Here is a 14,957-nt window from a genome sequence, read left to right as displayed (position 1 = left end):
GGCAACTGCCCCGGTCTACCCGACAGGTACGGCTCGGGAGGCGTGAGGTCGTGCACTCTCTTCCGTCAGGCCGGGGACGTCGCCACCAACAGGGAGGTGGGCGCCGTCAGGGACAGGGCGGGACCGAGCGCGGTCAGCCGTCCGGTGGTGGCGTCCCGCTTGAAGGACACGACGTTGTTGCTCTTCTGGTTGGCCACCAGCAGGTAGGTCCCCGTCGGGTCCAGGATGAAATCCCGAGGCCAGCTCCCCTGGGTGGACGCGTGCTGCACGAGGGTCAGCCGCCCGTCCGTGTTCACGGCGAAGACGACGATGCTGTCGTGGCCCCGGTTGGAGCCATAGAGGAACCGGCCATCAGGACTGACGCGAACCTCCGCGCAGTAGCTCGCTCCGGTGTACCCGGCGGGAAGCGTCGACACCGTCTGCACTTCGGTCAGGGTGCCTCGCGTGGGATCGTAGGCGAGCGAGGTGACGGTCGAGTTGAGCTCGTTGATGAGGAAGACGAACCGCCCGTTGGGATGGAACGCGAAGTGGCGCGGGCCCGCGCCGGGCTTCGTGGAGAACGAGGCCGGGGTGTTGGCGTTCAGGCGGCCCAACTGAGCGTCGAACCGGTAGAGCATGACCTTGTCCGTCCCCAGGTCCGCGGCCAGCGCGTACTGGTTGGCGGCGTCCGTCATGATCTGGTGGGCATGCGGGGCGGAGCCCAGGAACTGCTCCTTGTCGGTGGACGCGCCCAGGCCGCCATCGCTCCGGATGGGGAAGACGGAGACGCTTCCGCCCCCGTAGTTGGCGACCATCACGAACCTGTCCGTGGCGTCCACGCTCACGAAGCAGGGGGAGCTCCCCAGGGAGGCCTGCTGGTTGATGAGGGTCAACGCCCGGGTGGTGGGATTCACGGAGAAGGCACTCACGGCCCCACTGGACATCCCCTGGAAGGACCCCAACTCATTGACCGCGTAGAGGTAGCGGCCCGTGTGGTCCATCGCCAGGAAGGAAGGCTCCGACACGTTCCGGGTGACCGCGACCTTCTGCAGGGCTCCCGTCGCCATGGACAGACGGCACAGGACGATTCCCTCTCCACCCGACGAAGTGTAGGTGCCCACGTAGATGAAATATTCCGTCGGCGTTGCGAACAGCTCCGGGGCGAATCCCTTGTCCAGATACATGGACATGACGCCCAGGCTGGAAAGACGCAGGAATCCACGACGGTTCAAATCAATCTCGCTCATGGGAAAGCATGGAAACACGGCGAAAGCGATTTTTCCATGGTTTTCCTCGAGTGTCGCTTTTTTGAGAAGATGCACCCCGGCGCATGGGACGAGCTGCGCGAGAACACCTCCCTCGTGCGCAACGCCATCGAGGAGACGTTGCGCTCGGAAGGTGTCCGGCTCCCCTTCAACCACGCGAGTGGCCGTGGCGCTTGCGGCGAGACCTCTTGGGGATGGCGCGCTGGAGCGCGCGGACGCGCTTGGGGGCGACGAAGCGCTGGAAGAGCAGGCCCTCGATGCAGGTGCGAATCAGGTGGACGTGCTCCACCTGCAAGCTGTGTCCCCGGTGGGCCACGGCGCTCCCCGCATCGATCACCACCGCGAGCGTCTGGGTGTCCTGCTCGCTGATGAAGCCTTGGGCCATCAAGGCCTTCAATTTCTCCGTGAACGTCCCCACATCGCCCACCAACTCGAGCGCGGTCACGTCGAACAGACTGCGCAGCCCCAGCACGGCCAGGTCCGGCGCTCCCGCGTCCATCGCGGCGTAGACCTGGGACAGGAAGCTCGCCGCCCGGACCGGAAGCTCGAACATCCAATCGGGCCGGGGGGGAAGGGGGGGATGGTCGATGCGCTCCATGTTTTCTCCTTGAGAGGTGCCGTTGGATATACGTTGTCCGGAGACCTCCCGCCCAACCCGGTCCAATTGGACTTCAATTGAAGGAGCACCGAGCCGATGGGATGGCTGAAGAGCCAGATGGAAGCACTGGAGCCGCGAGCCACCAGCTACTCCGCCCTGGCGCGGCGCCTGAAGCAGGGCAACCCATCCCTGCGCGCGCTCACCCGGGAGTCGTTGGCCACCTACCTGGGTCAGTTGGACAAGGGGGATGCCTCGGCGTTGCTCAAGCATCCGAAGGCGTGGGAGGCACTCGCGGAGCTGTTGGGCCTGTCGTCGGAAGAGCTGGACGCGCGCCTCGACCCGGCCGCCAGCGGAGAGCGCCCGAGGACCGCCACGCGGCTCGAGCTCTGGGATGTGGATGCACGGCCCCTCGAGCTGCGTGAGGAGCCGCTGCCGCCCGGCATCCCCTCCGAGGTGCAGGACCCACGCGGGTGGCCCTGCTGGTGGAGCGCCCCTGGTGGCTCGGGCCGGACGCTCGTGGGCCGATGGCTGGAAGCACGCGGACTCGCCACGTTCATTCAGGCCAGGACGTGGTCGGAGGCTCGGGAGAAACTGCCCCAGCGTGGCGCCATCTTCGTGGAGCTGACCGGGGCGGGCCGCGAGGACGTGCCACCCACACCTCCCTCGCGGTCGCTCTGTATCGCCGCGAACTGGAGGCCTCCAGATCCACCGACAGATGCGACCGGCGAACCTACCTCCGAGCCCTGGCCGCTCGTGGAGTGCGCTCCGGTGGAGAGCTGGCTGGAGGCACTGGTGGCCTGGCTCGAGCCGCGTCTCGATCAAGAGGACGGCTTCGACCGCGAGGTCTGCCTGCGCTGGCTGCGCGACGACCCCTGGGCGAGCAGCGCCCTCGACGGATTCGGGAGCGTGCTCGGGCTCGTTGGGCTGTTCGTGAAGCACGGGACGCGGGGAACCCGCGACGCGGCCCCGGAGCGGCTGATCCGGGGCTTCCTCCAACTGCGGCTGGACCGCCTCGCTTCGGCGGGCAAGGTGCTCCGGCGTGACGCACTCGACAAGGGGCTCCAGCGGCTCGCGCGGGGGCTTCTCCTGGATGGAGAGCACCCGCCTTGGGAGTCCCGGCCGCTTGTCCATTGGTACGCGCTGGCGAGGGGCGAGGGGCCAGATGCGCGCTGGCTGCACGAAGCCGGCCTGCTCGGCCTGGAGAGGGCAGCCGTCCAGCGCGCCAGCCAGCGCCTGCCCCCGGATGGATTCGAGGTGGTGCAGTCGCTGCGAACGCTTCACCTCCTACGGGAGACACGGTCGGCCGAGCTCGCGCTGCGTCCCCCCTGGCTCCTGGAGACGAGCCTCCAGGAGAGCGCTACCAGGATGGCCAGGGAGGAGCCCGCCGAGGTGTGGGGCGCCGCGCTGCTGTTGCCGCCGAGTGCCGACTATGTGGTGGAGGGGCTCTTCGAACATTTCCGCACCTCACGTTTCGAGCCGCTCTCGAGACTGCTGCAAGCGCTCGCGCCGGCGGCACCGGAGTGGGTGGCCGCCGTCGAGGGAGCGTTCCTCGCACTCGGGCTCGCCGTGCTGGAGGGGGCCAGGGCTCCAGCCGACCTCGGGCGTGAACTCTACGAGTGGCAACGACGGCTCATGTTACAGGGGCCAGAGGTCCCGGAGGTGGGCCGGGAACTCCCGCGCCGGCGGATTCTCGGGGGGACGCATCTCCTCGCGGAGGGCATGTGGTACCTCGCGGCGCTCGCGCTGAGCGAGTCCCTGGGGAAGGACGTTCCGCCGCTCCATTCGGGGCTCGACCCGTGGGTGGGCGCGCCCGCGGTGAAGACGCAACTCGTGCAGGAGGAGGCATGGACTGCATTGCTAAAACCAGCCATGGCTCGCGGGAGAGCCGCCGCTCTCGACCTCGGTGGCCGCCTGTTCGAGCGCGGCGAGCGGGGCAATCCCATCTCGTGGCTGCAATTCCCCGCGTTCCTGCTCCAAGGCTTCCAGCGCGACTCACTTTCGTGGTTTCCCAAGGCGCCATGGAAGGTGCTGATGCCCGAGTTGCCGTCCTATCTCGAACGCCACGGCGAGAGCTGGCTGGCCTTCGCCGAGGCACTCTGGAGGGCGTGGCTCGCCTCATCGAACGGCTTTCCGAGTGCATTCGCTCCGAGCCACCCGTGGGCGGAGTCGCTCTGGAAGGTATTGCCCCCCGAGGTCGTCGCGGACGAGCGTTTCCAGGACATGCTGTCCGATCCCAGGGTTCCTTATGAGCACTTCGGCCCCGAGCACTGGCGAGCCTTCCTCACGCTCTGGCCCAAACGGAATCAGGACTTCATGTCCGCGGAACTAAGGAGGATGCATGCCTGGCACCACATTCCCCGGGAGCACGCGCTCGCCGCGATACTTCAGGGATTGGACGACTCCCATGTCCGCGAGGTGCTCTTGCGGCGCTTTCCCGAGCTGGCCCTGGAGGCGCTCCGGGCCTACCTCGCCCGGGCTGACTGGATGACGGCTCGTGGGTTCGTCCAGGGGGCGCCGGCGGAGCACGCCGTGGCGATGCTCGACACGTTGGTGGAGGAGGTCCTCCGGCGCGAAGCCTCCATGCCCGGGTGGCTGGGCGAGTTCCTGCGCGAGCTTGTCATGGCACGGGGCGCGAGCTGGCGGAAGGCGTGGGAATGGTTCGCGCGGTTGGTGCCGGTGGAGGGAGGTGAGGGGCCGGGCCGTCTGCCGTCGTGAGCGAGCAAGGCCTCAACTGCCTGTCCACCCCTACCCGAGCAGTTCCGACAGGGGGCCCTCGGCGATTCTCGTCGGTCCTTCCGCTCCGAAGGTGTTGAAGCCGGTATCCCCGAAGGCGTGGCCCAGGGTGTTGAACAGGTTGGAGACCTGACGATTGCGTGCCGTGCCCTCGGCCGGATACACCACGGTCCGTCCATCCGTCTTCAGCCCCAGCGCATTGCCACCGAGGACGAGCTTGGGCCACTCCCGCGCCTCCGAGTGGTGCTGTTCGCCATTGTCGGACATCAGGACGATCACCGTGTGATCCAGCATCGAGCCGGATGCGTTGAGTTCCGGCGTGGCCGCCAGCGCGCGGGCGAGCTTCGCCACCAGGGCCACGTGTTTCCGGGTGACCGCCGCGATGCCGGTCCAGTTGGCCGCGTTGTCGATACCGTGCTGGAGGTTGTGCCGCCCGACCTGCGAGATGCTCGGGTCATAGGCCACGTCGAAACCCGAGGTTCCCGCCGCCAGCACCACCAGGTTCGTCAGTCCGCCCAGCAGCGCCGTGGTGGCGATCTCGAATTGCGCCTCGAGCCATTTGAGTGAGTCGGGCGGAGTGCTGCCTCCCTGAAGCAACGGATTCACGGACGGGTCCGGGGGCAGCAGCGGCTTTACCCGCGCCGCCATTCCCTGCAACTGCGTCTCTCTCGCACGCAGTGCCTCGAGCGAGGTCAGGTAGCGCTCCAGCTTCGTGCGCTCGTGGGAGTTGCCCTTGAAGGTTCCGAGCGCGGCCTTCGCGTCCTCACGGGCGAAGTCGAAGAGCATCCGGCGCTCCTGTCCCACCGCCGTGCTGGCCGAGAGCGAGCCGAAGATCGTGTTGTACGCGAGCATCGGGTTCACCAGGATGCCGGCGGGCTTGCGCGGACCGTACGCGCACGTCTCGTAGACGATGGGGGTGCTCGCGGAGCTGGTGCCAAGCCGGATGGCGTCGAAGGGCGCGGTGCGCTTGAGCCTCGGCGCTAGCACCGCATCGAGGGTGGCGGCCGAGCCATGCACCGCGCAGCTCAGCGCTCCCGTTCCCGTCGAGTGCCCACCGCCGGCGATCGTCGACGACAGCCCAAGCAACACCGCCGCCCGGTTCTCCATGGAGGGCGCTCCGCTGCTTCCGGCGAGCGGCCCCAGGCACAACGCGCTGGAGAGGCCATCACTCGTGTGGACCCGCGGCGTCTCGGGATACACGTCGCGGAAGTTGTGCCGCGTGCCAATCTTCGGGCCGAGGGCCGCGCGCGTCCCGCTGGACAGGAACGCCTCGGGATAGATGCCGTTGCACTCCAGCACCAGCACCAGCCGCATGGGCTTCGCCGTCTGGGCGAGCACCTCGCGGTAGAACGGCGCGAACACGCCAGCGGCCACGGCGGATTTGAGCAACGCGCGTCGGGTCAGCATGGTCACTCTCCCCGCGCCGGCTCGCGGCGCGTCGTCCAGGTGTCGCTGGTCATCAGGGCTGTCAGCAGGGCCTTGAACGAGCCCTGGTGTGCGTCGTAGGCCTGTTCCATCCGCGCCAGCGTGCAGGCATCGCTCCGGTTTTCGTCGCGGCCCATGAAGTAGCGGAAGGTCTGGCGGACGAAGCAGCGCTTCACGTGGCCCGAGGCGGCGAGCTTCTCGCTGAGCTCCACCGCGTCCCGAACGGGTCCGTTCAAGCCCGGGTCTGGCAGATGGCTCAACATCACCTGCCCATTGGGCGCCATCCATCCACCGTCGGGCGCGTGGTCCCTCGTCCGCAGGTAGCCGGCATGGTTGTAGATCTCGAACGTGAGGCCGAGCGGGTTCATCAGCGAGTGACAGCCCTGGCATTCGCTCTTGCCGGTGGCGTCCTCGAGCCGGGCACGCGCGTTCTTGTCCGGCGCGTGGGGCCCCACCTGCGCCAGCACGCGCACCGAGCTGAGGGGGGGCACGTAGCCGCAGAGCAGGTTCTCCCGCACCCACTTGCCCCGGTGGACCGCGGACGGATCGTCCTCGAAGTTTCCTCCATGCGAGGCCAACCACGCCGGGTGGGTGAGCACTCCGGCGCGCTCCGCTTCCGGGAGCGTCCGCCAGCGCGCGTCGTTGGTCGCGGCGATCTCCGCGTTGGTTCCGTAGGGCTGGCCCGTGTACCGCGTGGCGTTGCCGTCGAAGCCCGAGTCCCGGGTCGCGGCGAGGAAGAACCGCCGGGAGGTCAACAAGGTCTCGAGCACCGCGACGTCATTCACCACCGCGCGCGCGACGAAGTCGTCCATCTGCTGGATCAACGTCGACTCGTCGCCGTAGTAGCCGGAGAGCAGGTTCTCCCAGGCCGCGGCCTGCGCGCGGTAGCTACTCAGCTCCCCATCATCGAAGGCGCTGGTCGCCTCCGGACGCTCCTTGAAGATCGCCTCCACCCGCGTGTAGCCCAGCCATTGGCGGAAGAAGTTCGCCACACCATCGGAGAGCCAGAACTCGCCCCGGCGGGGACGCTCCGGCTCGCCGAAGTCCTGGACCAGATCGAAGCGGGTGGAATCCACGCCGCCGAGGTGCTGATCGATCAGCGAGCCCACGACCTCCGCTGAGCGAATCCCTCCATCGCGCGCCGCGTCCGCGATGTCTCCGTAGTGGCCCTTGGAGGAGGCGGAGGTGTCGGGCCACCTCCAGGTGGGAACCGCGCCCGGGCCACGCTCTCCCAGCGCATAGGTGAGTTGCTGCGCGAGCTCCCATTCACCGAGTTCGACCCGGCCGTCGCCGCTCGGTGTGCCCAGCTCCTCGCGGAACAACGCCCCGCTCATCAAGGTCGCCGCGGTGACGACGCGTGAGAGGCTGTGGGTACGTGTGCCGCCGCCTCCATCGGAGGATTCCTGCGCGAGCACCGACTGGGTGAAGGCCGTCAATCGGTCCAACTCATCCGCGCGCGCCGGCCGGTACATCACGCCCCGCTCGAGCAGTGTGGCGAGGTAGTTGCGAATACACGCGGTGCTCGGCTGCGTTTGCTCCCACATGCAACGCAACGACTTGTCCTCGCGGAGCAGATCGAGTCTGTTCGAGCCGGTGTAGGGGCCGGCCCACGTCGCGCCGTATTCGTCCACGATGGGGAGGATGATCTCGACCATGGACTCATCCACCGTGTCGTCGGCGGCGTAGCTGCCGTAGGGCGAGCGTGGATCCGGATCGAGCGGATTGTCGTAGAAGCTGAAGCCAGTCCATCCGCGCGTCACGGAGCCGCCAACGTTGCGGGTCCATTGCCATCGGTTGATGCGGCGAATGCGGGTGGGAGCGTCGGAGTCGGCCCCGCGGCAGTCGAAGAGCTCCTCCTGCGGAATCAGGTTCGGCGAGAGCTCGCTGCCCACGCTTCCGCCATCGGCGGAAGGTCCTCCGCCGTCCGAGGCGTCCGGCCCCTTCTGGGGCTGCGTGCACGCGCCGAGCACCATCAGGATTCCAGTGACGCAGGTGCGCACTCCGTTACGACGAGCGCTCATTCCACTTCCCTCCTGGCGGGACAGTCTAAACCAGGATATTACTGGAATACCTGAAAAAGCATGTGGGCCCGGTGCAACGCGCCCGGTGGGACTCAAGCCTCCGGAAGGGCGGGGGCCCTGGGCCAGTCGAGCTCGGTCTGAGCGACGACGGCCACGGCGTTGGTGAAGCTCCTGAGGGTGACGACGGCGATGACGTCCACCACCTCGGCGTCGGTGAGGCCCGCCTCGCGCGCGCGGGCCAGCTCGCCTCCCGCGCCGTGGCCGCCGGTGCGCACCACGCGGCGCGCCAGGGCCAGGAGTGCATTCTCGCGCGCGTTGGCGCCGGCGCCCACGCGTGCCGCCTCGATGTCCTGCTCGCTCAATCCGAGCGACTTGCCGATGGCCGAGTGGGCCGAGATGCAGTAGCCGCAGCCATTGAGCTCCGAGACGTGCAGGCTGAGCTGCTCCCGCTCGCGCCGGGAGAGTGTGTGGCTCCGCGACAGCGCCTCTTCCCAGGCGAGCATGGACTGCAGCGCACCAGGCGAGTGGCCGATGGTGGCGTAGAGGTTGGGCACGCGGCCGAGCTTGCGTTGGAGGGACTGAAGCAGGGACTGGGTGGCGGAGGGGGCGGAGTCAGGAGTGGGGGCGGACATGCGGGACATGGTGTTCTCCAGCGTGCGGTGGGAGCGGCCGGAAGTGGCCGGGTTTTCGCCGCGACACCCAGAAAGGTGTCCAGCCCGGCCTGCATTACAGCCGCGCGCGGGTTCTCCCCCGGGGGTCACGACGCCCGGGTCGGAAAAGCCCTATTCATGCTCTTGGGAAGCTCGAACGAGAGGGCGGCTTCGACGGCGTCGAGCAGCACCCGCAGCCGGGGATGGTGTTGAAAGTCCCGATGGTAGCCCAGCCAGATATCCCGGTCGGGAGGTGGCTCGCCGAGATCCACCTGCTCCAGGCCGGGAGTGGACTCCGCCACCTGAAGGGGCAGCACCGCGAGTCCTCCTCCCTCGGCGCACATCCGCGCCTGCACGTGGCGGCTGCTACTACACCCCATGATACGTGCCTTGGGCAGCCGCTCCGTGAGCCAGACGACGTCCGCCTGGTGGCTGAGCGCTGCGTCCATGGTAATCAAACCATGGCCCGCGCCACCCGTGGACGGATGCGGCTCCCCTCGCTGCTCCAGGTAGGCGCGCGAGGCATAGACCCCGTAGTGAGCGAGTGTGAGCCGCCTCTGCACCACATAGGCTTCCTCGAAACGGTTGAAACAGAAGACAAGGTCGGTTTCCCGCCGGTCGAGACTCAATAGACGGGGCTCCGTACTGAGTTCCACCACCATGCGTGAATGCCGCTGCTGGAGCCGGGCGATGACGGGCGCCAGGACATGGCTGGCGAGCCAATCCAAGGCGGAGACGCGCAGCGTCCCATTGACTTCACCGTCATGCGCGGCGAGCTGGCGCTCGAAGGCCAGGGCCTCCTCTTCCATGCGCTCGGCATGGGACAACACCGCCATGCCCTCCTCCGTCAGGATGTAACCGATGGAGGTCCGCCTCAACAACTTGCAGCCCACGAGCTTCTCCAGCGACTGGAGGCGGCGGCCCATCGTGGGTTGCGTCAGCCCCATGACCCGCGCCGCCGCGATCAGGGAGCCCTCTCGCGAGATGGCGAGAAATATCTTGAGATCATCCCACTGAAGGCTCCGTATGTTCCTCGTGCGAGTTTGTTCCATGCACCAACGTATGGTGCGAATTCATGAGCCACTATTTCCAATAAAGAGAAGGTGCCTTCTCGAGATGGAGAGAAAGAGCTTGATCCAGGTAGAACGGCGCGGCGCGGACAACCCATCACCGGGTGCGCCGGATACGCCTGCTGGGAGTGACGCTCAGCCTGGTTCGGAGTCGCCCCAGCGCTGACGGGCCAGCTCGAGGGCGCGGGCGTTCTCGGGCACCTGATGCAGGAAGCGCTCTCGCGCGGTGGGGTCGGGGATGTCGGAGGCGCGCGTGTACACACACCGGATGGCCTGGCGCAGGGCGGACTCTCCCGCGCCGACGTCGTCCTGGGCCAGATAGGCTTCCGCCTGTGCCAGGTACATGGTCACCAGCCGAGGATCCTGCCGGGCCGCGCGCAACCGGGGGCTTTGCTTCTCGGGGAAGGGAATGGCGCACAGCTCTCCGAGGAAATCGGCGTTCTCCTGGGCCTCGGAGGGGTGCACGTGCCGCGACACGCGCTGGTACAGCCGCTGGCGGCGCACCTCCAGGTTGGACGCCTCCGAGGTGCCACACAGGCGCCGCAGCGCCTGTCCCATCAGGTTGGTGGTGGCGCCGACGCTCATGGGGTCGCCGCGTCCGAGCAGCACCAGGGTCTCGGGCGCCTTGCGCTCGATGCGGCGCAGGAACTCGTGCCTCAGCCGGGACTTGCCCGTGCCTGGAGGCGCCGTCACCAGGAGGGCGCGGGCGCCGGGCTCCTCGATGCTGGAGGTGAAGGTGAAGTCGAGGAGGGCCAGCTCCTGGGCGCGGCCCACACAGGGCGTGGGCTTGCCCAACAGCGGACGGGACTCGTCGGTCCCGAGCTGCTCGCCGTGCAGCAGGTATACGCCTGTCGAGCCGTCCACCAGCAGCTCCACCCGTCCCCCATACGGGGAAAGGGCGGTGCGCAGCGCTTCGCTCAGGGTGAACTTCTGGATCTCGTTCACCTCCTGCGCGTCGGCATTCTGTCCTTGTGAAGCATGCGGTCCACGAGCACCTGCAGGCCGGGAGGCAGCCTGGGGCACAGGGTGTGGAGGCGCGGGGGCTCGGCCATGAGAATCTTGGCCAGCACGGCGGTGAAGTGGGGCGCGGCGAAGGGGGGTCGGCGGGTGAGGCACTCGTAGAGCACGCACCCCAGCGAGAAGATGTCGGCGCTGGGGGTGAGGTGGGGCGCGCTGGAGGCTTGCTCCGGCGCCATGTAGCCGGGAGTCCCCACCACGGCGTTGTGGCTCGTCACCCCCACCAGGGTGGGATTGGCATGACGGGCCAATCCAAAGTCCAGCAGCACCACGTCCTCGGGGCGGCCATGGCGCAGGAAGAGGTTGGAGGGCTTGAGGTCGCGGTGGAAAGTGCCTAGCGCCAGGCAGCTCGCTCCGCTTCCTCACGCCGGCTGCGGGAAGTGTCCGTCCACCCAGTGAAGCGGACGGTCAACGCTGCGTTCGCGCCAGGGTGTCTGCTGCTTCGAGCTCCTCGCGGAATTGCTCGCGCTCCTCATCGGAGAGCGAGAGCCGCTGAAGCTCCTCCCTCGCGGTCCGGGCGCATGCCTCGTCCCCGAGTGCGATGGCCAACTCGGCCCGGGCGGCGAGCGCCCGCGCGCGTTCAATGGGTAGAGCCGGCTCCTTTCGAGCGAGCGCCACATCGAGGACCTTCGCGGCGGCGAGATCGTCTCCTTTGAAGTCACGCAGCCGCGCCGCGGCGCGCAGTGCCTTGCCGAGACGTGATGAGGAGTGTGGCTTCTGGCCCTCGTCGTAGTCGTCTGGCGCTTCCCGCCGGATGAAGATGACGGAGTTGCCAGAGGGATCGACCACGGTGAAACGACTCTGTCCCTTCCTCATGCGCGAGATGCGCGGGAACCCCGAGACCGGCAGCTTGCCGAAGACAGCGCGGAGCGCCTCGGCGAAGACCTGATGCAGCCGCTCGACCTCCGGAACGATCACCAGGCACGTGGTGTACGCCTCCGATGGCTTCAGCCCCTTCACGCCAGCGAAGTGAAGTTGAGCCCCATCGTGCTCGACGACTGCATACGGATTCGGCGTGGTCTGCCGGTAGGTCTGCTGGAACCCGAGGCGCCGGTAGAACTCCAGCGACTCGTCGAGGGAAACACAGGGAAGCACCGGAATCGTCATCGTGTAGGTCACGCGTGTCTCCTGGGGTGTGCTCATGCCTCGTCCGAGGCGGATGCGTCCGTCTCGAGGAGCTGCCGCGCTTGCTTCAAGCCGTTCACGACAGCGCGGAGCTGCCGCGGGTTCATCCCGGCGCCGAGCTGGTTCGCCCAGAGCGCATGGAGTCCCTCGACGCGCCGCAGTGCCTCATGACCCTTGGTCGTCATCGAGATGAGCTTCGCGCGGCGGTGGTGGGGATTCTCGAGGTACTCGATGAAGCCATCTCTCTCGAGGGCATCGGCGGTCTGCTGCACGCCCTGGCGGCTCAGCCCCATGATTCGAGCGACATTGGCGACGGGCGCCGGAGCGTGCTCCACCACCCCCAGCACCTGCCACCGGGCGCTGCTGAGCCCCATGGGCTCGGTCAAGCGATCCCCCGCCGCGAGCGCGAGGCCATTGAGTCGGAAGACCTCGAGCACCAGCTCCGTGAACGCCTCTCCCCCCTCGGTCAGCTTTACCATGGACAGGTTATTGTCCATATGACAATGGGTTGTCAATTGGGCGGGGAGCCTGGGCTGGCGCAGGAGCCTTCCTTCGCCGTCAGGGATGTGGGAGCGTCGCTCCACGCGCCCCGCTTTCACGCGCCACTGAAGCCATCACGATGACCACTTCACGGGAGGACGAATGGCTCTGGGGCTGGGACTCGACACCAGGTATCGTCTCGGTCTGGGCGGAGCCTGACGGCCGCGCGTTCGTCTGGCGCCGGCTCCCCAGGCGTGGCGAGCTGGTGCGGGAGGACCTGCGCTTCCGCCCCTGGCTGCTGCTCTCCTCCCTGGATGACGTGGCGCACCTCGGTGCGAGGCTTCTTCCCGAACGCGAGGGACCCGCGCCCAACCGGGTGACGTGGCGGGAGCTCGAGGGACCGGGCGCGCTGCGCTACCTGCTCCGTGCGGACGATGGGCGAGCCCTGAATTCAGCCGTGCTCCATGGCGCCTCCCGGCGTCTCGGCCGCCCGCTCGGGCACCTACGAGAGCTGGGCGCGGAGACGGCGCTCGTGCTGCCTCCCGAGGAGCAGTACCTCATCGCCTCGGGGCGCACGTACTTTCGTGAGCTCGACTTCGACGATCTGCGCCGTCTGCAGTTCGATCTCGAGACCACCGGGCTCGATCCCAGCCGTGATCGCATCTTCCTCGTGGCCCTGCGAGACCCCGAGGGCAGAACGGAGGTACTCGAGATCCACGGTGAGGGTGACGATGCCGAGGCAGACCTCCTCCGCCGGCTGGTCGAGCGGGTCCAGGTCTGCGATCCCGATGTGATCGAGAACCACAACCTGCACGGCTTCGACCTGCCCTTCCTCGCCCACCGGGCGCGGGTGCTCGGCGTACCGCTGGCGCTCGGGCGTGCTGGAGCTCCAGGTCTTCGGCAGCGCCCCGCGGCCCGAGGTGCTTCCTTCGGACGTGGTACTCGGGGGAACTCCAGCGAAGCGGCGCGTCGCGTACGGCACACGGTGCCCGGGCGCGAACTGATCGACACGCTGGATGCCGTCCTGCGGCACGACTTCTCGGCCCGGGATCTGCCGGGCCATGGGCTCAAGGCCGTCGCACGCCACCTCGGACTCGCGGGCCCGGAGCGGGAGTACATCCCGGGGGCCCGGGTGCACGAGTTCTTCCGCCATGCCCCCGAACGCGTGCGGCGGTACGCCCGCGACGACGTGACGGAGGCCGCGGGCGTCGCGCGCATGCTGGGGGGGGCCGCCTTCGCGCTCGCCCGCATGGCACCACGCCGCTACGAGCGCCTCGCGGACGCGGGTCCCGCCACCGGGGTGATCGATCCGCTGCTGGTGCGCGCCTACCTCCGAGCGGGGGCCGCGCTGCCCGCCCATGAGCCTGGTGACGGCACGCCCCACAGCGGCGCGGGGCTCCACCTGTTCGCCACGGGGGTGGCACGGCACGTCGTGAAGGCGGACGTCGCCAGCCTGTATCCCTCACTGATGCGCGAGTACCGGATCGGCCCCCGGCGTGATCGGCTCGGCGTCCTGCTCGCGCTGGTCGACCGGTTGGTGGAGCAGCGGCTGGCGGCCAAGGCACGGGCGCGTGCCGGGGCGCCCGGCTCACCGGAGCGACACGGTCAGGAGGCAATCTCCGCGGCCATGAAGATCGTCGTCAACTCGGCCTACGGCTATCTGGGGGCGGGAAGCCTCACCCGCTTCTCGGATGTCCACGCCGCCAACGAGGTGACACGGCGCGGGCGCGAGGTGCTGGAGCTGCTGTGCAACGAGCTGGCACGGCGCGGCGTCATGCTGCTGGAGGCCGACACGGATGGGGTGTACTTCGCCGTGCCAGAGGACTGGAGCGAGGCCGACGAGCGTCGGGTGGTCTCCGAGGTCGCGGCCCTGCTCCCGCCCAAGGTGCAGCTCGAGTTCGACGGACGCTATGCCGCGATGCTTTCGCACGAGCCGAAGAACTACGTGCTCCAGCCCTACGCGGGGCCCCTCGTCCTGCGCGGGGTGGCGTTTCGCTCCAGCCGGGCAGAGCCCTTCGGCGAGAGCTTTCTGCGCCTGGCCCTGGGCTGTCTCCTGGCGGGTGACATTCCGGGACTGAGAGAGGCCTACGTCGCGACGGTGATGGCGCTGCGCCGGAGAGAGGTCCGCACCTTCGAGGTGTCGGCCCAGGTCCGGCTGACGAAGACGCCCGAGCAGTACCTGGCCACGCGCGGGCGCCGGCGAGAGCTGCCCTACGAGGCCATGCTCGCGAGCGGGAGAAGCCACTGGACTGTTGGCGAGCGGGTCCGGATCTATCGCGCCGTGGGAGGACGTGCGGGCCTGCTGCCCGACCCGGAGACGGACGATGACGGCAGCGCCCGGAGTCCCGGAGCCGAGGACGGCGCCGTGAGTGAGCCTCGGGATTACGATGGCGAGTTCTATGCCCGGCTGCTGCGCGAGACGTTCGCGGCGCGGCTCGTGCGAGCGCTGACCCCCGAGGACTTCGCGACGGTGTTCGCCGATCCCGGGCAGCCCTCCCTCTTTGCCCCTTCGCTGGCACAATCGCGGCCTGTCCTCACCGTGCTGCGCGACCTCCGGACCGAGCCCCTTCGGAGCGACGAGGCCGCGTGAGCAG

The 14,957-nt window shown here is 68.3% G+C and carries 12 protein-coding genes; 2 read left to right on the top strand and 10 right to left on the bottom strand.

Features of this window, described 5'->3' with window-relative positions:
* Window positions 1–65: 65 nt before the first annotated feature.
* Both D187_RS03925 and D187_RS03920 read right to left on the bottom strand, forming a co-directional pair.
* Entirely contained in the window at window positions 66–1,211 is a 1,146-nt protein-coding gene (locus D187_RS03925) for a lactonase family protein (protein WP_245591587.1), read from the bottom strand.
* A 181-nt stretch (window positions 1,212–1,392) separates the two neighbouring features.
* Complete coding sequence (locus D187_RS03920) at window positions 1,393–1,842, bottom strand: DUF4145 domain-containing protein (RefSeq protein WP_002629556.1); 450 nt, start codon at window positions 1,840–1,842, stop codon at window positions 1,393–1,395.
* Window positions 1,843–1,938: 96 nt separating this feature from the next.
* Here D187_RS03920 and D187_RS03915 point away from each other — a divergent pair, with 96 nt between their 5' ends.
* A complete protein-coding gene (locus tag D187_RS03915) occupies window positions 1,939–4,557 on the top strand; it encodes an amino acid adenylation domain-containing protein (protein WP_002629555.1) in 2,619 nt (872 codons plus the stop codon).
* 30 nt (window positions 4,558–4,587) lie between these two features.
* Here D187_RS03915 and D187_RS03910 read toward each other — a convergent pair whose 3' ends face one another.
* The 8 genes from D187_RS03910 to D187_RS03875 all read right to left on the bottom strand — a co-directional run bounded on the left by D187_RS03910 (window position 4,588) and on the right by D187_RS03875 (window position 12,362).
* Window positions 4,588–5,982 (bottom strand): DUF1552 domain-containing protein, encoded by a 1,395-nt coding sequence (locus D187_RS03910; protein WP_002629554.1) that lies wholly within the window; start codon window positions 5,980–5,982, stop codon window positions 4,588–4,590.
* A 2-nt stretch (window positions 5,983–5,984) separates the two neighbouring features.
* A complete protein-coding gene (locus D187_RS03905; protein WP_155893139.1) occupies window positions 5,985–8,021 on the bottom strand; it encodes a DUF1588 domain-containing protein in 2,037 nt (678 codons plus the stop codon).
* Window positions 8,022–8,113: 92 nt separating this feature from the next.
* The gene (locus tag D187_RS49370) at window positions 8,114–8,662 is read right to left on the bottom strand and encodes a carboxymuconolactone decarboxylase family protein (protein WP_002629552.1); all 549 of its coding nucleotides are present in this window, start codon (window positions 8,660–8,662) and stop codon (window positions 8,114–8,116) included.
* 116 nt (window positions 8,663–8,778) lie between these two features.
* Window positions 8,779–9,723, bottom strand: coding sequence for a LysR family transcriptional regulator (locus D187_RS03895; protein ID WP_051256188.1), 945 nt, complete (start codon window positions 9,721–9,723; stop codon window positions 8,779–8,781).
* A 153-nt stretch (window positions 9,724–9,876) separates the two neighbouring features.
* On the bottom strand, window positions 9,877–10,686 hold the full coding sequence (locus D187_RS03890; protein WP_002629550.1) for an AAA family ATPase: 810 nt from the start codon (window positions 10,684–10,686) through the stop codon (window positions 9,877–9,879).
* Window positions 10,683–11,054, bottom strand: a complete 372-nt coding sequence (locus D187_RS54660) for a protein kinase domain-containing protein (protein WP_245591595.1) — start codon at window positions 11,052–11,054, stop codon at window positions 10,683–10,685. The genes D187_RS03890 and D187_RS54660 overlap by 4 nt, the downstream gene beginning before the upstream one ends.
* Window positions 11,055–11,166: 112 nt before the next feature.
* Window positions 11,167–11,877 carry a DUF8817 family protein gene (locus tag D187_RS03880; protein ID WP_002629548.1) on the bottom strand — a complete coding sequence of 237 codons (711 nt, stop codon included), beginning with the start codon at window positions 11,875–11,877 and terminating at the stop codon, window positions 11,167–11,169.
* A 20-nt stretch (window positions 11,878–11,897) separates the two neighbouring features.
* A complete protein-coding gene (locus D187_RS03875; protein WP_002629547.1) occupies window positions 11,898–12,362 on the bottom strand; it encodes a MarR family winged helix-turn-helix transcriptional regulator in 465 nt (154 codons plus the stop codon).
* 140 nt (window positions 12,363–12,502) lie between these two features.
* Between D187_RS03875 and D187_RS03870 the strand changes: the two genes are divergently transcribed.
* Window positions 12,503–14,953, top strand: a complete 2,451-nt coding sequence (locus D187_RS03870) for a ribonuclease H-like domain-containing protein (RefSeq protein WP_002629546.1) — start codon at window positions 12,503–12,505, stop codon at window positions 14,951–14,953.
* Window positions 14,954–14,957 lie beyond the last annotated feature (4 nt).

Source organism: Cystobacter fuscus DSM 2262, assembly GCF_000335475.2.
GTDB lineage: Bacteria > Myxococcota > Myxococcia > Myxococcales > Myxococcaceae > Cystobacter > Cystobacter fuscus.
Note: the sequence above shows the minus strand (reverse complement) of the source record. Positions and strands in the feature narration are given on the sequence as shown.

Bases quoted from the DNA above. Each gene is read 5' to 3' on its own strand.
- D187_RS03920 (WP_002629556.1), bottom strand. From the start codon at position 1,842: ATGGAGCGCATCGACCATCCCCCCCTTCCCCCCCGGCCCGATTGGATG.
- D187_RS03915 (WP_002629555.1), top strand. From the start codon at position 1,939: ATGGGATGGCTGAAGAGCCAGATGGAAGCACTGGAGCCGCGAGCCACC.
- D187_RS03910 (WP_002629554.1), bottom strand. From the start codon at position 5,982: ATGCTGACCCGACGCGCGTTGCTCAAATCCGCCGTGGCCGCTGGCGTG.
- D187_RS03905 (WP_155893139.1), bottom strand. From the start codon at position 8,021: ATGAGCGCTCGTCGTAACGGAGTGCGCACCTGCGTCACTGGAATCCTG.
- D187_RS49370 (WP_002629552.1), bottom strand. From the start codon at position 8,662: ATGTCCCGCATGTCCGCCCCCACTCCTGACTCCGCCCCCTCCGCCACC.
- D187_RS03895 (WP_051256188.1), bottom strand. From the start codon at position 9,723: ATGGAACAAACTCGCACGAGGAACATACGGAGCCTTCAGTGGGATGAT.
- D187_RS03875 (WP_002629547.1), bottom strand. From the start codon at position 12,362: ATGGTAAAGCTGACCGAGGGGGGAGAGGCGTTCACGGAGCTGGTGCTC.
- D187_RS03870 (WP_002629546.1), top strand. From the start codon at position 12,503: ATGACCACTTCACGGGAGGACGAATGGCTCTGGGGCTGGGACTCGACA.